Below are 18,343 nucleotides of genomic sequence, written 5' to 3' on the forward strand. Positions count from 1 at the left end.
GGAAATAAAATGAATTTTTCATTAACAGAAGAGCAAAAAAGTGTAAGAAAGGTAGTTAGATCATTTGTAGATCGTGAAATTATTCCATTTATTAAGGAATGGGATGAAAAAGGACATTTTGAAGTAAATATTCTAAAACGACTTTCTGAGTTGGAACTAATGGGTGTATGTATTCCTGAACAATATGGTGGAGTTGGAATGGACTATAATACTTTAGCAATCGTATGTGAGGAACTAGAGCGCGGAGATACAGCTTTCCGTACGGCTGTTTCAGTACATACGGGATTAAATAGTATGACATTACTACAATGGGGAACTGAAGAACAAAAGAAAAAGTATCTTGTTCCTCAAGCGCGAGGGAATAAAATTGGTGCTTTCGGGTTAACTGAGCCAAATGCAGGATCTGATGTAGTAGCAATGGCGACAACAGCTGTAAAAGATGGTGATAGTTATATCTTAAACGGATCAAAAACGTGGATTTCTCTATGTGATGTCGCTGATCATTTCTTAATTTTTGCAAAAACAAATCATGACTTAAAACACCACGGAATTTCTTGTTTTATCGTAGAACGTACTTTTGAAGGTGTTTCTACAAAAGCAATTAAAGGAAAAATGGGAATTAGAGCTGGAAACACTGGTGAAGTATTTTTAGATGATGTAAGAGTACCAGCAGAGAACTTATTAGGCTTTGAAGGTGAAGGGTTTAAAATTGCGATGTCTGCGCTTGATAATGGACGATTTACAGTTGCAGCTGGTGCATGTGGATTAATTCAGGCATCACTTGAAGCAAGCGTAAAATATTGTCATGAGCGAAAAACATTTGGTAAAGAAATCGGAAAACATCAATTAGTACAACAAATGATTGCTAAAATGTCTTCAAATCTAGAAATCTCTCGTCTTCTAGTCTATAAAGCTGGCTGGTTAAAAAATAGTGGAAAACGTAACACTAGAGAAACGTCACTAGCAAAATGGATCTCTTGTAATGCAGCAAACGAGGCAGCTAATGATGCTGTACAAATTCATGGTGCATATGGGTTTTCAAATGAGTTCCCAGTAGAGCGTTATTTAAGAAACTCAAAAGCACCAGTCATTTATGAAGGAACAAGAGAGGTTCATACAATTATGCAGGCTGAATATGACCTAGGTTATAGGGAAGATAAAGTTTTAAGAAAAATGCTTCCAGCTTGGCCATTCGAAGAGGTTAACGTAGAAACTGTTAAATCTTAATAAAAAATTTGAGTAGAAAATAGAACACTGGTAAAGGTTTCAATGTAATCGCATAGCAGAAGGGAGTGTTTCGTAATGAAAATTAGCGGTGGAAAAGCAGTAGTCAATGTTATGGCAAAAGAAGGGGTAAATAAAGTTTTTTGTGTACCCGGTGAGAGTTATCTAGGAGTTATGGATGCGTTATATGAACATCCAGAAATTAGTTTGATTTCTGCCCGACATGAAGGTGGAGCTTCATTTATGGCGGAAGGTTATGCAAAAGCATCGGGTGAAGTAGGTGTGTGTATGGCAACTCGTGGTGTTGGAGCTTCAAACTTGGCGATTGGAATTCATACTGCCAGCCAAGATTCCACTCCACTAGTTGCACTTATTGGACAAGTAGAGCGTCCTTTTAAAGAAAAGGAAGCATTTCAAGAGGTTAATCTTGTAGGGATGTTTAGTCATTTATGCAAATGGACAGTGGAGATTGACCGAGTAGAACGAATTCCAGAGCTTTTACATCGTGCATTTCATATTGCCCGTTCGGGTCGTCCTGGTCCTGTGTTAGTTGCATTACCTCATGACATGCTAGAAGATACAGAAGAAATGGTAGAAATTCCAGTCTATCAGACTCAGCCGGCTCGTCCACATAAAGAGAGCGTTCAGCAAGTATTAGAAATGATTCAAAATGCCAAACGACCGATTCTTATAGCTGGTGGGGGAGTCATTCGTTCAAATGCTGTTCCTTTATTAGTTAAATTTGCTGAAACAGTTCAAATACCTGTCGTGACTGCATTCCGTCGTTTCGATGCGTTTCCAAATTCACATCCTTGTTATGCAGGCTGGCTTGGTTTTGGAACACCAAAGTATTTACTTGAAGCGATCGACAATGCAGACTTGGTGATTGCATTAGGTACAAGATTCTCCCAAGTAGGGACGCAAGATTATTCATTGCTTTCAGGAAAAGGAAAACTGATTCACATTGATATTTCGGAGGATGTATTCGGAAAAGTTTATGCGCCTTCTTTGGCAGTTACAGCAGATGTGAAAGCCTTTTTAGCGGAAGCATTATCAATTGCTTTATCTACGCCATTAAATTCAGATGAACTGCGTGTAGAAAAACTTCATAACGAATACATGAGCTTTTCTAAGGTGAAGGAAGATTACACGGATGAATTTGTAGACATGGATGGTTTTATGCATGATATCGTCTCGCATCTACCAAAAGATACGATTATTACGAATGATGCAGGAAACTTCTTTGGGTGGCTTTCTCGATATTATCGCTTTGAGCATGAAAATACATATGTCGGACCAACATCTGGAGCGATGGGGTATGGGCTACCGGCTGCTATTGGAGCAAAGCTAGCCCAGCCACATAAAACAGTTGTTTCCTTCTCAGGTGATGGAGGCTTCATGATGACGCTTCAGGAAATCGAGACAGCGGTACGTTATAACATTCCTGTCATTTCAATTGTAGTAAACAACAATATGTATGGAACAATTCGAACACATCAGGAAAAGCATTTTCCAGATCGAGTAATCGGTACGGAGCTGTCTAATCCAAACTTTGCTGAGTTAGCAGGCTTATTCGGTGCATACGGTCAGAAGGTCGAAAAAAATACTGATTTTGCTCCGGCACTTGAGAGGGCCTTATCATCAGGGCGTCCAGCTGTTATCGAAGTTGTAACAAATCCACGGATTTTATCTGCTAGTCAAGATAAATCTAAAATGAATTTACTTTATAGCAAATAATGGGCTCTTTATTTAATTAGTGAAAAAAATCTAATTGGGGGAAACGATATGCGTTATGCAAACTATATTAATGGACAATGGAAACAACCTACGTTAGGTGAATATCGGGAAAATTACAGTCCACATAATGGAGAGTCTTTAGGAGAGTTTCCTTCAAGTACAGAAGAGGATGCACGACAAGCCATTCTTGCAGCCAAAACAGCCTTTCAATCTTGGAGGAAACTTTCGTACCAACAAAGGGCTTCTTACCTCCAAAAAGCAGCAGATCTATTAAAAGCAAAAGTCCATGAAGTAGGACGTGATTTAACACTAGAAGAAGGGAAAACACTTGCTGAAGGTATTGGAGAAACACAGCGTGCCATCAGTATCCTTGAATACTTTGCTGGAGAAGCAAGACAACCAATCGGAGAAGTGATTCCTTCTGGTAATACAAATACATTCTTATATACGACTCGAACGCCAATTGGGCCAATTGGATTAATTACACCTTGGAATTTTCCAATAGCAATTCCTGTATGGAAAATGGCTCCTGCACTTGTTTACGGAAATACGGTCGTTATTAAACCAGCGGATCTAACTCCAAAATCTGTTTACCATGTTATAAAAGCGCTTGATGAGGCTGGTATTCCGGCAGGGGTTGTAAACTGTGTATTTGGTAGAGGATCTGTCGTTGGAACAGAATTAGTAGAACATCCTTATATTAAAGCTATTTCATTTACTGGATCCAATCAGGTTGGAAATCAGATTCAGCAGAAGGCGACAGCAAAAGGAAAGAAAGTACAAATGGAATTAGGTGGGAAGAATCCACTGATCGTACTTACTGATGCAGATATAGAAAAAGCAATTGAAATTGCCGTGAGCGGTGCTTTCAGATCTACTGGTCAAAAGTGTACAGCAACGAGCAGGGTAATTGTAGAAGAACCGATTTATGAAGCATTTCGGGACCGACTTGTAGAACGGACAAAAACATTAAAAGTCGGAAATCCACTTCATGACGATACATTTGTAGGTCCAGCTGTTTCTCAATCACAACTCGACGGTGTACTTGCCATGATTGAAGCTGGAAAGGACGAGGCAACTCTATTATGCGGTGGAGAAGTTCCTGCCGATGAAGAACTAAAAAATGGTTTCTATGTACAACCAACAATCTTTGAAAATGTCTCCCCGGATGCTCGTATTGCCCATGAAGAAATATTCGGACCCGTAATAGCGCTTTTTAAAGTAAAAAACTATGAGGAAGCAGTAGGGATGGCAAATGATACTGAATATGGGTTAAGTGCAGCAATTTGTACAAACAATTTTACAATCGCACAGCGTTTCGTTGAAGACATTGAAGTTGGTCTTGTACATGTAAACAATGAAACAGCAGGATCAGAGCCACAAGTACCATTTGGCGGCATCAAAAACTCAAGTACTGGATCCCGCGAACAAGGAAAGACAGCAATAGATTTTTATACACAAGTCAAAACAGTTTATATGGATCAAATGTAATCAATCAGCTTGAAAATAAAAGAGGCTGCCTCATAAGTCAGGGGAACTGACGAATAGGCGCCTTTTTTGTGAAAATAACTAATTTTATATAAACTATTTGAACCCTTTGTGAGCATTATTGATAAATAGCGAATATGATTGACCACTACTTGCTCATGAACCCGTTATGAGTAAGTTAATTTGAGCGAATCGCATTTTTGCTTACTCATGAACCTCAATGCAAAAATACCCGACTATTCACCGGGTATTTTTATATTTTCACATTTATTTATAGAAGTCTAAATCACTACAATACTTACGAACTAGTCTAGCTGCCTTTGACTGGCTGATTTCTAAGTCATCTGCTACTTTTCTTGTATTCCTATATTTTGTATAGGAATTTATCACTATGTTTTTCTCAACTTCTTCTAGAGAAGCTAGGAGCGAGCAGTCACTTATTTCTTCATTAACTGGACTCTCTTTTTTATTTTCAATTAATAGGTCAGTTAAGTCTTGCATTTTTATAATGCCATCACTTGTGACGACGAGGCTTTCAAGCATATTTTCTAATTGTCGAATATTCCCAGGCCATGAATAGTTATAAAAAGTATTCAAAGCTTCTTCAGAAATGATCGTATTCATTTGGTGTTTTCTATTAAACTCAGAAAGAAAATGGTAGGTTAGTGGAATGATATCTTCTTTTCTTTCCCGTAGTGGTGGTATTTTTAAATTAACTACGTGTAGGCGATAATATAAGTCTTCTCTAAATTCCTTATTCTGTACCATTTCATATAAGTTTCGATTAGTAGCAGAAAGGATACGGATATTTACTTTTTTTGGTTGTTTGCCTCCAACAGGCATAAATTCAAATTCTTGAATTACTTTTAGAAGCTTTGCTTGAACTTTAGGTGATATATCGCCAATCTCATCTAAAAATACCGTTCCTCCGTCTGCAAGCTCTAAAAGTCCTTGTTTGCCACCTTTTGTTGCGCCAGTAAATGCTCCATCTTTGTATCCGAAAAGTTCTGATTCTAGTAGTTCTTCCGGAATCGTTGCACAGTTTAAAGATAAAAAAGGAGCTTTATTTCGGCTGCTTTTCTGATGGATATATTTTGCAATTACTCCTTTTCCTGTGCCGGATTCTCCTTGAATTAATACCGTTGCATCTACTTTAGCAACCTTTTCACAAACTTTAACAATATTACTCATTTCCTTATTATTCGTAATGATATTATTTTTATAAATTGCAGCTTGATCCGCTTCATTTATTTCCTGTTCATCAGGTATGTATAAGTCTTTATAGCTTGCATCTTGTGAAGTGGTGATAATTAGCTCAATTTCCTGCTGATCATTTAATAACGGAATGGCTGTTGTAATAATTTCCTTTCCAACATAACTTATTTGTTTCATGATGACCGTTTTCTTTTCTTTAAATAAACGTGGAAGAATAAGAGGCTTCCAATATCCTTTTGAAATTAATTCATCGTTTGATTTTCCTACGACATCTTTGAGTTTAATCCCGTAATGTCTTTCACAAGCCTTGTTTATATACACGATTCGGGCATCTCTATCAAGTACATAAAATTCATTAGGAGAATTGTCCAATATTTTTTGTAGGATCTCATTACTGAACTCAAGTTTTAGTTTGTCATTTGTTGTATTTGGCAAAACGTAACCCCCTCTTAAAACATTTTTAATCTAGCAAAATAGTAAGTTGAGTTAAAATTGACTGAATTGAGTAAATTATAAGATAATTACTTTGATTTGGAAATAGATAAATAGTGTTATCTCCTTACGGTAAAGCGAAATCTAAAATTGGCATAAATCTTGCATGAGTTAATGAATAAAGGATGGAATTTCGTTTCAAATGAAATCCAAATAAAAGGAGGAATCATTATTATGTCTACAAAGGAAACAGCACAACCTTTACAAACTTCATTGCCGTATAAAACATATGTCAGCCAAGAGATATTCGATACAGAAAGAAAAAAGATTTTTAGTAAAAATTGGATCTTCGTAGGTCATACAAGTCAGGTTAAAAAAGTCGGTGACTTTTTCACTTTTGAGGTTGCTGGTGAATCTATTTTAGTTACGCATGCTAATGATGGTAATATCCGCGCGTTTTATAATATTTGCCCTCATCGTGGTACAAAAGTGGAGCAAAGTGAAACAGGAAATAAAAAAATCCTACAATGTATTTATCATGGTTGGACTTTTAATTTGGATGGACATGTTAATCGAGCACCAAACTTTAAAAATATTGATTTAGGAGAATATAACTGCTTAAAGTCGGTCCAATTAGAAATACAGCGCTCTATGATTTTTGTAAACTTGGATCGAGAAGCTGCGCCTTTTTCTGTTGAATATGGGGAGTTGGTAAACGAACTAAGCCGTTATTCTTTCCTTGATTCATTACAATTAGTAAAAGAAAACCGTCGTTTAATTAAAGCAAATTGGAAAGCTGTAGTTGATAATTTCTTAGAGTGCGATCATTGTCCAGTTGCGCATCCATCATTCTCGAAAACATTTGATTTATCGAATTACAGCATTGTTCCTTGTGATAAATTCTCTTACCAATGTTCAAATGTTAAAAATCAAGATGATAGCTTAACACGTTTCTACTGGATTTGGCCAAATATGATGATGAGTGTATTTCCTGGAGGAGGAAATATGACGACAACGCAACTGATTCCAATTGATGCCAACCAAACACTAGCAGTCTATCGTTATTTCTTTTTTAATGAAGAAATCTCGAAAGAAGAAGAGGAATTGATTAAATTTGTTGATCAAGTGCGTGAAGAAGATTTTGATTTAGTGGAATTATTGCAATCTGGTTTACATTCAAAAGCATTTGAAAATGGTATTTTTTCTCCAACTGAGAACGCAATGCAACACTTCCACGAAATGATTAAAGAAGTGATCGACTTATAATCTAGTTAATTGAGAATGGTAGAAAAAGACTATGATTTAAAAAGCTAAGTATTTGAATTCATAATGAAAAAATTAAATGGAACATACTTAGCTTTTCTTTTTTATTTTCTATTTTGAAAACGTTTTAATTTTATGGTTTATCTAGTCGTACAAAATAAGGAGGGAATCAAATGAAAAAATTACTGTATGGATTAAGTGCGATCCCAGCTATTGGTTCACTCACAGTTATTAATAAGGTTGAGCCATTTGTACTTGGAATGCCATTTGTATTATTTTGGACGATATTATGGGTTTTTCTTACAGCTATATTTTTATTAATAGTAAATAAACTTGATCCTGCTAATAAAGGGGGCGATTAATAGTGAATTCAGCCTTAATCGTAATTCTTGGCTTTCTCGCTTTATCAATTTGGTTAGGTTTACAAGCACGTAAAGGTAAAGAGATGACTTTTGAGCAGTGGTCAATTGGTGGACGAGGTTTTGGTTCTCTTTTTGTTTTTCTATTGCTAGCAGGAGAAATGTTTACGACATTTACTTTTATGGGAGCATCGGGAAGTGCCTACTCTTTTGGAATGCCAGCAGTATATGCATTTAATGCATTCTATTTTATTGTAGCTTATTGGTTATTACCTCCTGTTTGGAAGTATGCAAAAGAAAATAATGTTGTGTCACAGGCTGATTTTTATACGAAAAAGTATAATAGTTCAGCACTTGGTGTACTTGTTTCAGTTATTAGTATCATTTCAATTATTCCGTATTTAACGATGCAGTTAAAAGGTTTAGGTATTATTGTTTCTGAGGCTTCTTATGGGAAAATCCCACAGAGTATTGCTATTACGATTGCCGTTTTTACGATAACAATTTATGTAACGGTTTCGGGCATTCATGGTTCAGCTTGGACGGCTGTTATTAAAGACTTTCTAATTTTATTTGTTGTAATCTTCTTAGGGATCTATTTTCCAGTACATTATTATGGTGGTTTCCAGCCGATGTTTGAGGCAATCCAAACTGCTAAACCCGATTTGATGATATTTCCAGAAAAAGGTTTAAGTGTTTCTTGGTTTATTACAACTAGTATCATGTTAGCACTCTCCTTTTATATGTTTCCTCATATGCTTATGGGAGTTTTCTCTTCAAAGAGTGCAAAAGCTCTTCGCCAAAATGCTGCATTTATGCCAATCTATCAAATTATTATCGTCTTTTCTTTATTTGTTGGATTCGCTGCTATTTTAAAAACTCCAACTTTAAAAGGTGGAGATGTAGATTTAGCTTTATTTAAACTCGCAAAGATTTCATTTGATCCTTGGTTTGTTGGAATCATTGGTGCCTCAGGCGCTTTAGCTGCACTTATACCAAGTTCATTAGTGTTAACATCTGCAACTACAATCTTAACTAAGAATGTTTATAAGGTTATGAAGCCAAATACAACAGATGATCAGCTTATAAAATTAACTCGAGTTCTAGTTCCAATTATTGCACTAGTGACACTTTATTTTACTTTAAATGGTGGCGATACAATTATGACACTGTATATTATGGCGTACAGCTTTATGGCACAATTGTTCCCAGCATTGTATTTTAGTCTTTGGAAAAAGAATCCAGTAACAGTTCAAGGTGCGTCAGCCGGAATCATCATTGGTGTAGCGGCTGTTACTTATTCAACAACTACTGGTACAACGTTAGCAACTCTGTTTCCATCGTTTCCTCATGTTATCCAAGATATTGATGTTGGTTTAGTTGTAATGGTTATTAATTTTACTGTAACGCTAGTAGTAAGTAGAGTTACAAGAAAACCTAAAATGATTATCGAAAAGAACGATCGGATGCTTACTAACTTCCGAGAAAATGTATAAAGGTGAAAAACAAATTATTTATTTTAGGAGAAAGGAAGTGGTTCAATTATGACTGACTTTAAACACCTATTTTCAAAAGTGACGATTGGAAATACTGAGCTTAAAAATAGAATTTTATCGACAGCACATCAAACAAATTATGTAGAAAATGGCATTCCTACTCCTGAAATGACTGCATATCATATTGCACGTGCGAAGGGTGGGGCTGGACTAATTATTCTTGAAGCAGCAGCAGTTCATTCATCTGGCATGCTAACTTCACATACGATCGCAGGATTTGATGAAAAAGTGGTACCAGCATATGCAGAAATTGCAAAGCAACTTCATCAATATGGCACGAAAGTTTTTAGTCAATTATTTCATGGAGGTAGAGAGGTCGTATCTAGCGATTACCGTAATGCTGCTTGGGCACCGTCTTCAGAACCAAGTTTTCGATTTGGAATAATGCCGAGACCGATGAATATCGATGAAATTAAAGATGTCATAGAGGGATATGCTTACTCAGCTTTATTAGCTAAAAAAGCTGGTCTCGACGGTGTAGAAGTTTGTTGCTCCCATGGTTATTTACCAGCTCAATTTTGGTCTAGCCATACGAACCATCGAACAGACGAATATGGTGGTACCTTTGAGAACCGAATGCGTTTTATAGTAGAAATAGTACAACGAATCTGGGAAAAAGTGGGTGAAGATTTTACTGTAGGAATTCGAATGAGTGCAGATGAAATGACAATGGATGGAACGAATGTAACAGATGCGGTAAAAATCGTCGAGCACTTAGTTGAAAATGTTAGAGTAGATTTTATAAATGTAACATCCGGCGATTCAAGTACATATGCAGGTTCGACTCATATAGTTCCACCTTCTCCAATTAAGCATTCCTATAATTCTCCACATTCATTTAAAATTCGGATGGCAGGTGCAGTTCCAGTTTTTGTTGGCTCGCGGATCATAGACCCAATGGAGGCAGATCGAATCGTTGGTTCCGGAAAAGCGGATGTTGTTGGTATGACACGAGCTTTAATCGTTGATCCTGAATTACCGAATAAAGCAATGAGAGGGGACCTACATTCAATTGATGCATGTTTAGGCTGTATACAAGCTTGTATAGGTCACTATTCTAAAGGCCTTCCAATTGGATGTGTTCAAAATCCGATGGCCGGCAAAGAAAAAGAATTATTACCGCTTGTCCAAGGTGTAAAAGTAAAACAAAAAGTGCTTGTCATTGGTGCAGGCCCAGCTGGATTACATGCTGCTTTAACTGCTGATGGTGAAGGACATGAAGTAATATTAGCTGAACAAAGTAATGAGATTGGCGGATTGCTAAGAAAAATGAGAAAGGCTCCAATGCGACATGAAGTAGCTGAAACGATGTTGGACAATTATACAAGAAAGCTATCAAATAGTAAGATAAATGTCCAACTTGGAAAGAAAATTACCCTTGAGAAAATAGAAGAAATAAAACCTGATGTCATTATTTGTGCAGTTGGATCCAGACCATATTTTCCACATGTAGAGGGCATCGGTAATCCGAGAATCATAACAGTTGATGACCTATTTGGCAGAAACTCTATCCAGATTGGAAAGCGTGTATTGGTATTCGATTTAATTGGCGATTGGCCAGGAATAGAGGCAGCTATACACTTGAAGGAGAAAAATCACGATGTTTCCTTGTTTTCCGCTAAGGTTCATATTGGAAAAGAACTACATTCATATTTAGTAAATGAATATCTAAAAAGACTCTATCAATTAAAGGTTGATGTTCGCCCGCATTTTGATTTTGGTGGTATTCATAATGATCAAGTTAAATTGAGAAATCTTTTTACGCATGAGACTGAATTGATTGACGACTGGGATACGATTGTACTTGCAATGGGACGAGTGCCTAATTCTGAGCTTTATGAACAAGTGAAAGACATGGCACCAGTTGTTCGACAAATCGGGGATTGTTTAGCACCTCGTACAATTGAAGAAGCTACTTATGAAGGATTAACATCGGCTCTAGAAATAGGTGTTGTTTCTTCTGAAGTTCAAGTTCATGTATAGCTTACACAGATAATAAAAAGGAACCTAATCGTAATTTGAAAATTTTACGATTAAATTAATTAATTCTCTATAAAAAGGCTAATCTAAAAGGTAACTATTATCTGATAGATTAGCCTTTTTAAATTTCATTCTAATTGTAATTTTTACCAAGATACAAGCGGAAGTTCATTTCTATTTGTCTATTTGTTTACCTGTTATTGGTCACATGTTAATTTATGGCCTGTGAGATTGCAAAAACAGAAATATGTAAAGTCTTCGAGTCATTGATAGTGATTTAGCTTTCGAAACATCAACAAGATAGGCTAAATGATCTGAATTCATTTACGTGTTCATTAAGAAATGGTTAACTTAGTTTAAGTATAATTAAATATATTTTAACTTATTTTAATTTTATAATAGTCTTTGGGTTTGATTTTTAATCACAGCCTAATAAAAGATATAAGGGGAATTTTAATGGGGAGAAAGAATCGTACAATTTCGAAAGCGTTGTCATTTTCATTGGCATTATCTTTAGTAGGTATGTCAGTTGTGAGTACGCAGGCCTATGCAGCACCAAAAGAGGATGTACCTGTAAACGTACTTGCATCGAATAAGAATAAAGCTGATAAGGATTTAGTGAATTTCCGAATTATGGAAACGACAGATATCCATACAAATTTACTAAACTATGATTACTACAAGGATGCAGCATATGAAAAAGTTGGGTTAGCTAAGACTGCAACTTTAGTAAAGGAAGCTCGAAATGAAGTTCAAAATAATGTTTTAGTCGATAATGGGGATTTAATACAAGGTACACCACTTGGAACTTATGAAGCAAAAATTGACCCATTAAAAAAGGGAGAAGTTCATCCTGTATTTAAAGCAATGAACATAATGGGTTATGATATTGCAACTTTAGGTAATCATGAATTTAACTATGGATTAGACTTTTTAAACGAAGCATATAATGATGCTGATTTTCCGTACATTAATGCAAACGTTTACGTAGATGATCACGATAAAAATCCTAATAATGATAAGAACAAATTTAATCCTTATAAAATTATTAAGAAAAAAGTGATTGATGAACAAGGGAAGAAGCAAGAAATTAAAATCGGCTTTATTGGATTTGTACCACCTCAAATTAGTGAGTGGGATAAGGTAAATCTTGATGGAAAAGTTATCACTAAAAATATAGTTGAAACAGCTAAAAAATTCATACCTGAAATGAGAAAAGACGGTGCAGACGTAATTGTTGCAATGACTCATTCAGGGTTTAATGTGAATAAAGAAAATACAGAAGATGTAATTTATTCATTAAGTGAAGTACCTGGTATTGATGCAATTACGTTTTCTCATACACATAAGGTATTTCCAGCAAAATCAGAGGCTACACTGGATCCGTTATTTTTAGGGGCTGACAAAAAGCCATTACCAGGTGTTGATAATGCGAATGGAACAATTAATGGCGTACCTGCAGTTCAAGCGGGATACGGTGGTGGTTCATTAGGATTAATTGACCTAACACTTAAAAAAGAAAAAGGAAAATGGTCAGTCGTAAATTCTAAGTCTTCAACTAGAGAAATTTGGGCTGATGTGAAGAATCCAACTACAGGTAAAACAATAACAAAAAGTACTGTAGTTGCGGATCAAGATATCGTAAATGCTGTAAAACCAAATCATGATGCAACTGTTAAATATGTAAATACACCAATTGGAACAACTACTGATGATATTCATAGTTATTTTTCATTGTTACAAGATGATCCATCAATTCAAGTTGTTACAAACGCACAAAAATGGTTTGTAGAAAAATATATTGCTGAAAAGAAACCAGAATATAAAGAATTACCAATTTTATCTGTAGGAGCTCCATTTAAAGCTGGCCGCAATGGTGTAGCTGAATATACTGAGATTAAAAAAGGCGACCTTACAATTAGAAGTGCAGGCGATCTTTATCTTTATGATAATACGTTAAAAGCAATTAAAGTAAAAGGTTCCGTTGTTAAAGAATGGATTGAAATGACTGCTGGTAAATACAATCAAATTGATCCAAATAAAACAGAAGAACAAGCATTATTAAATCCAGCTTTCCCTGTTTATAACTTTGACGTAATTGACGGAGTTAACTATCAAATTGATGTAACAAAGCCTGCAAAGTATGATCTAAACGGAAATCTTGTTAATAGTAATTCAAGTCGAGTAATCAATTTAACTTATAATGGACAACCAATTGATCTAGATCAAGAATTCATCGTTGTAACAAATAACTACCGTGCAGGTGGCGGTGGTAATTTCCCAGGTGTTAAAGGAAGCGAACTTGTTGTAGATTCTGCTGATGAAAATCGTCAAATCTTAATGGATTACATTTCTGAATCAAAAACAATTACACCAACTGCAGATAATAATTGGTCGATTGCACCAATTAGTGGGAAAGTAAATGTAACGTTTACGTCTTCACCAAGAGCGGAAGAATTTATAAAGCCTAATAGTAATATTGCGTTTACAAATAAAACGGATAATGCAGGCTTTGGAATTTTTAAATTAGATTTAGGCACTGCTCCTAAAGAGAATATTAAAGTTCAATTATTAGGCTTAAATGATCTACATGGTCAGCTTGATACGGATACAAAAGTTATGCTGAATGGACAAGAAGTTTTAGCTGGAAGCATGGAATACACAGCTGCTGCAATGAAACAACATGAAGCAACTAATCCGAATACATTACTAGTTCACGCTGGTGATATGATTGGTGGTAGCCCACTGATTTCTGCGTTGTTCCAAGATGAACCAACAGTTGAAGTGATGGAAGCAATGGGTTTTGATGTAGGAACAGTAGGAAATCACGAGTTTGATGAAGGTATAGCTGAATTAAAGCGTATGATTAATGGTGGAGAACATCCTAAAGGTACAAAAGGCTATGACGGAATGAACTTTCCAGTGATTGCTGCCAATGCATATGATTCTGCAACAGGAGAATTAATTACTCAGCCATACACAATTAAAGAAGTGGGCGGTAAAAAGATTGGTTTCATCGGAGTAGTGACGCAAGAAACTCCTAATATGATTGTTCGAAAAGGAAATGAAACGCTTGAAATTCGTGATGAAGTTGAAGCAATTAACCATTATACGGATATTCTAAAAAAACAAGGAATTAAAGCAATCGTAGTATTAGCACATAACCCTACTCTTCAAACAGGTAAAGCAGATTTATATGATGCAACTGATATTGCTGAAAAAGTTGATGATGAAGTAGATGTTATTTTTGCTGCTCACAATCATGTATTTAATAATAAAGAAGTTGATAATAAGTTAATCGTACAAGCTTATTCATATGGTTCTGCATTTTCTGATGTAGATTTAGAATTAGATGCAGTAACAGGTGATGTTGTTAAGAAGGAAGCAGAAGTAGTAACAGTTTATCAAAAAGACTATACACCAGATCCGACAGTTTCAGCGATCATGAAAAAATATGAAGATTTAATTATGCCAATTAAAGCTGAGATTATTGGTGACTCAATGCAATCTTTACCAAAAGGATATCCATCTTCTGATACTTATGGCGATTTTGCACTAGGTAACTTAATTGCAGATGGAATGAAAGCATCAATGAATGCTGACTTCGCAATGATGAACGGTGGCGGAGTTCGATCACAACTTGACGCTGGTCAAGTTACATTTGGTGATTTATTCGCAATTCAGCCCTTTGGTAATGTATTAAATAAAGTAATGCTTAGTGGTCAAGATATTGAAACAGTATTAAATAATCAAATTACCGATAAGGGCTTAGATTTCCACATCGCTGGATTTAAATATACTTGGGATTCATCAACTAGAAAAGTAGTAGACATCCTTTTACCAAACGGTAGTAAAATTGATCCGAACAAAGAATATTCAGTTGTAGTTAACAATTATATGTACGGAAATGTAAAATATGGTATTGGCGAACGTTCGACTGATTTAGAAGTAGGACCAGAAGATTTACAAGCGACTGTAGATTATGTTAAATCACTTCCAAGACCTTTCAATTATGAAGTTGAAGGAAGAATTCAAAAAGTAAATTAACATATCAAGCGACGAATTATTTTCAACTATTTAAATATGTAAACTAAATAAAAATCTCATTCTGATTTATTAGAATGAGATTTTTTATTTAGATTCAATCCACTTTTTAACTTTTCATCCAAACATATTGGGGTACTGATAACCAGGAGCAGATACAACAAGGGAAATTTTTCCTTGTTTTTATTATAAGATAGCAATGGAAATTTCTTTCTAGTAAAAAAGTAAGGGTCTCAATATAGTTCACAAGTACTTTTCTTAAAACTGAATATTCATAATATATTGTCAAAAATAGTTTCGTATATTAATATAAACTGTAAGCGAATACATATGTCGTTGCCAATTCTTTCCTAATCGGTTAGAGTTTTGCACGGAATACCTGTTTTGCGGGAGGAAATAATTTGTACAATAAAGACACTATTTACATTATTGGTGATGCAAAGACTTCATCCAATAATCCGATTATGCAGAAATATAATGCATTTTTTATTGGTTTGGTAGTCGATCGGACAAGCCATTTAATTGTTGATGCCGATTGTTCAGCTACAATTTCTTTAACTTCATCCTTTGTGCAGCAATTATTTGTTGGACAATCAATGCTAAACGTGGATGGGGTAATACAGGAAATTAATACGCGTTATTTTGGTTCTTCTCAGAAAGCTCTAGCAGTAGCCTTTAAAAATGCACATATAAAATACACTCAAATAATTGAATCTTAAACGCTGCTTTATCTATTTTTCGTAGATGAAATCCAGCTATTAGCAGGGGAAAATCCCTTACTAATAGCTGGATTTTTTATTTAACAAGATTTTAAATCAGGAAGTTTACTAGGAACTCAATTTAATCTAATAGGAAAGGACAAAAACGATGATTATTCAATCCATACAAGTGCAAACAGAAGTTTTCCCTTTAAAAAAGCCATTTAAAACAGCTCTAAGGACAGCTACTGAAATAGAGAATATTTTTGTATATGCCCAGCTAGAGGATGGGATTGTCGGAGTAGGGGCTGCAGCACCAACATTGGCTATTACAGGAGAATCAAAAGAAAGTATTGAAGCGATTTTAAAGACTGTCCTTACACCACTACTATTAGGAAGAGATATTCGAAGTATTAATGAACTCTCTCTACTGATTGAACGCTCTTGCGTGGCAAATACAAGTGCGAAGGCAGCTATGGAAATTGCACTGTATGATGCATTATGCCAACATCTTAAACTTCCACTCTATCAATATCTTGGGGGTAAGACAAATCAATTAAAAAACGATATGACCGTTAGTGTGGGAACAGTAGATGAAATGTGTCATGATGCGATGGAAATAATCAAGGACGGCTTTTCGATTTTGAAAATAAAAGTCGGAAAAGACTGGACGAGGGATATTGAACGAATTATGGCAATCCGTGAAAAAGTCGGTAATGATGTCACGATTCGAGTTGATGCCAACCAAGGATGGACTCCAAGACAAGCTGTTGCGATTATCCGAGAATTAGAAGAGCTGAATTCTAAAATCGAGTTAATTGAGCAACCCGTACATGCAGGTGACATTGATGGACTAAAATTTGTTAAGCAAAATGTCCATACACCAATCATGGCCGATGAAAGTCTGTTTTCTCCGCAAGACGCAATACGACTAATTAAAGAGGATGCAGTTGATTTTCTAAATATTAAGTTAATGAAGACTGGTGGAATTAGAAGAGCACTGCAAATAGCAGATATTGCTGAAAGAGCTAATATTCCTTGCATGATTGGAAGTATGATGGAAACTTCGGTCTCAGTACTTGCGGCAGCACATATAGCTACCGCCCATCCGAATATTCAAAAAATCGATTTGGATGCTCCACTTTGGTTAAAGAATCAAGATTTTGATGGAATCGAGTTTATTGGGGATGAAGTCCATTTTTCATCTCTACCTGGCTTAGGGCTTCACCGAAGATTATCAAAGAGTCTTCGTTAAAATATGGAGAGGGGATTTACGATGAAAAAGACAAAAAATTTAATTTTAAGTTTATGTGTTGCAGGTACATTACTTTCCACGATGACAGGCCAAACTTTAGCAAAATCGCAAGAAGAGCTTACTCCAGGTGAGACAGCCTACGTCGATGTGTCTGTTTCGACTCAATGGACAACAAATGGTAGATTCCAAGTTAGAGATATTGATGCGCCATCTTTAAGCAATCCAGTTGATCCGCGTCAATGGTCAGCCAATATGGAAGATACGGAAGTTCGACGCTGGTTAACAAGTTATCTTGAAACACAAGCAGTATACGGTACAAAAGTAACCATTTTAGAGGAATCAGGAGACTGGGTGAAGGTTGCTGTAGAAGGACAAACTACTCCACGTAACTCTTTAGGGTATCCTGGTTGGATGCCAAAAAGACAATTAACAACGGATGATCGTTTAGAGAATTATAAGGATACTCCGTTTATTATGGTATCTAGTCAAACAGCTTGGTTGTATGATGGAAAAGCTCTAAATCATAAGTTTATGGAGATTAGCTTTAATACACGATTACCTGTTATTAAAGACTTTGGAGATGTCGTAATGGTTGCAACACCAGATGATGGAAATAAATTTATTAAAAAAGAAGATGTGGCAGTCTATCAAAACGAAAATCAGTTTCCAAAGGCAACGCCTGAAAATTTAATTAAAACGGCGAAGAAGTTCCTTGGTTTACGCTACTTATGGGCTGGTGTATCTGGATTTGGTTTTGACTGTTCAGGATTTACATATAGCTTATTTAAGTCATATGGTATAACAATTCCACGTGATTCAGGCCCTCAATCTAAGAGCGGTATAGAAGTTAAAAAGGATGAGATTCAACCTGGTGACCTTTTATTCTTTGCGAGTAACAATGGAACTGGATCAGTTCATCACGTCGCTATGTATATCGGTGATGGTTTAATGATTCAGGCGCCTAATGCTGCTAGAAGTGTTGAGATCATTCCACTAAACACTCCTGGGTATATCGAAGAATTTTCTGGTGCTCGTCGTTATTGGGAAGAGTAATTAAGTAGATAGTTTTCTATTGATATAGGAAAGTTGAAA

At 35.7% G+C, this 18,343-nt stretch carries 12 protein-coding genes; 11 read left to right on the forward strand and 1 reads right to left on the reverse strand.

The window, feature by feature from the left end; translation table 11 throughout:
* Positions 1 to 9: 9 nt before the first annotated feature.
* The 3 genes from ACFWM3_RS19655 to ACFWM3_RS19665 all read left to right on the forward strand — a co-directional run bounded on the left by ACFWM3_RS19655 (position 10) and on the right by ACFWM3_RS19665 (position 4,452).
* Positions 10 to 1,227, forward strand: a complete 1,218-nt coding sequence (locus ACFWM3_RS19655; protein WP_056473826.1) for an acyl-CoA dehydrogenase family protein — start codon at positions 10 to 12, stop codon at positions 1,225 to 1,227.
* Between the two features lie 75 nt (positions 1,228 to 1,302).
* Entirely contained in the window at positions 1,303 to 2,961 is a 1,659-nt protein-coding gene (locus ACFWM3_RS19660; RefSeq protein ID WP_390312630.1) for a thiamine pyrophosphate-dependent enzyme, read from the forward strand.
* Positions 2,962 to 3,009: 48 nt separating this feature from the next.
* A complete protein-coding gene (locus ACFWM3_RS19665) occupies positions 3,010 to 4,452 on the forward strand; it encodes an aldehyde dehydrogenase family protein (RefSeq protein ID WP_390312631.1) in 1,443 nt (480 codons plus the stop codon).
* 264 nt (positions 4,453 to 4,716) lie between these two features.
* On the opposite strand, the gene ACFWM3_RS19670 is transcribed toward ACFWM3_RS19665, so the two are convergent.
* Positions 4,717 to 6,099 (reverse strand): sigma-54 interaction domain-containing protein, encoded by a 1,383-nt coding sequence (locus ACFWM3_RS19670; RefSeq protein ID WP_390312633.1) that lies wholly within the window; start codon positions 6,097 to 6,099, stop codon positions 4,717 to 4,719.
* A gap of 231 nt (positions 6,100 to 6,330) precedes the next feature.
* Between ACFWM3_RS19670 and ACFWM3_RS19675 the strand changes: the two genes are divergently transcribed.
* From ACFWM3_RS19675 to ACFWM3_RS19710, 8 genes are all read left to right on the forward strand, one after another.
* Positions 6,331 to 7,362: an aromatic ring-hydroxylating oxygenase subunit alpha gene (locus ACFWM3_RS19675; protein ID WP_390312634.1), complete on the forward strand. Its 1,032-nt coding sequence runs from the start codon at positions 6,331 to 6,333 to the stop codon at positions 7,360 to 7,362.
* Between the two features lie 170 nt (positions 7,363 to 7,532).
* On the forward strand, positions 7,533 to 7,721 hold the full coding sequence (locus ACFWM3_RS19680) for a DUF3311 domain-containing protein (RefSeq protein ID WP_390312636.1): 189 nt from the start codon (positions 7,533 to 7,535) through the stop codon (positions 7,719 to 7,721).
* Positions 7,722 to 7,723: 2 nt separating this feature from the next.
* On the forward strand, positions 7,724 to 9,214 hold the full coding sequence (locus ACFWM3_RS19685) for a sodium:solute symporter family protein (protein ID WP_390312637.1): 1,491 nt from the start codon (positions 7,724 to 7,726) through the stop codon (positions 9,212 to 9,214).
* A 48-nt stretch (positions 9,215 to 9,262) separates the two neighbouring features.
* The gene (locus ACFWM3_RS19690; RefSeq protein ID WP_390312639.1) at positions 9,263 to 11,257 is read left to right on the forward strand and encodes an oxidoreductase; all 1,995 of its coding nucleotides are present in this window, start codon (positions 9,263 to 9,265) and stop codon (positions 11,255 to 11,257) included.
* 453 nt (positions 11,258 to 11,710) lie between these two features.
* Complete coding sequence (locus ACFWM3_RS19695; protein ID WP_390312640.1) at positions 11,711 to 15,301, forward strand: bifunctional 2',3'-cyclic-nucleotide 2'-phosphodiesterase/3'-nucleotidase; 3,591 nt, start codon at positions 11,711 to 11,713, stop codon at positions 15,299 to 15,301.
* Positions 15,302 to 15,699: 398 nt separating this feature from the next.
* Positions 15,700 to 16,017, forward strand: coding sequence for a DUF3870 domain-containing protein (locus ACFWM3_RS19700; protein WP_390312642.1), 318 nt, complete (start codon positions 15,700 to 15,702; stop codon positions 16,015 to 16,017).
* Positions 16,018 to 16,165: 148 nt separating this feature from the next.
* Positions 16,166 to 17,251 carry a dipeptide epimerase gene (locus tag ACFWM3_RS19705; RefSeq protein WP_390312644.1) on the forward strand — a complete coding sequence of 362 codons (1,086 nt, stop codon included), beginning with the start codon at positions 16,166 to 16,168 and terminating at the stop codon, positions 17,249 to 17,251.
* Positions 17,252 to 17,272: 21 nt separating this feature from the next.
* On the forward strand, positions 17,273 to 18,304 hold the full coding sequence (locus tag ACFWM3_RS19710; protein WP_390312645.1) for a C40 family peptidase: 1,032 nt from the start codon (positions 17,273 to 17,275) through the stop codon (positions 18,302 to 18,304).
* Positions 18,305 to 18,343 lie beyond the last annotated feature (39 nt).

Origin of the sequence: Gottfriedia sp. NPDC058432, assembly GCF_042721555.1 — a bacterium.
GTDB lineage: Bacteria > Bacillota > Bacilli > Bacillales > Bacillaceae_G > Gottfriedia.

What these genes read in the sequence shown, in the direction of transcription:
- ACFWM3_RS19655 (WP_056473826.1), top strand. Translation starts at nt 10, where the DNA reads ATGAATTTTTCATTAACAGAAGAGCAAAAAAGTGTAAGAAAGGTAGTT.
- ACFWM3_RS19660 (WP_390312630.1), top strand. Translation starts at nt 1,303, where the DNA reads ATGAAAATTAGCGGTGGAAAAGCAGTAGTCAATGTTATGGCAAAAGAA.
- ACFWM3_RS19665 (WP_390312631.1), top strand. Translation starts at nt 3,010, where the DNA reads ATGCGTTATGCAAACTATATTAATGGACAATGGAAACAACCTACGTTA.
- ACFWM3_RS19675 (WP_390312634.1), top strand. Translation starts at nt 6,331, where the DNA reads ATGTCTACAAAGGAAACAGCACAACCTTTACAAACTTCATTGCCGTAT.
- ACFWM3_RS19680 (WP_390312636.1), top strand. Translation starts at nt 7,533, where the DNA reads ATGAAAAAATTACTGTATGGATTAAGTGCGATCCCAGCTATTGGTTCA.
- ACFWM3_RS19690 (WP_390312639.1), top strand. Translation starts at nt 9,263, where the DNA reads ATGACTGACTTTAAACACCTATTTTCAAAAGTGACGATTGGAAATACT.
- ACFWM3_RS19695 (WP_390312640.1), top strand. Translation starts at nt 11,711, where the DNA reads ATGGGGAGAAAGAATCGTACAATTTCGAAAGCGTTGTCATTTTCATTG.
- ACFWM3_RS19705 (WP_390312644.1), top strand. Translation starts at nt 16,166, where the DNA reads ATGATTATTCAATCCATACAAGTGCAAACAGAAGTTTTCCCTTTAAAA.
- ACFWM3_RS19710 (WP_390312645.1), top strand. Translation starts at nt 17,273, where the DNA reads ATGAAAAAGACAAAAAATTTAATTTTAAGTTTATGTGTTGCAGGTACA.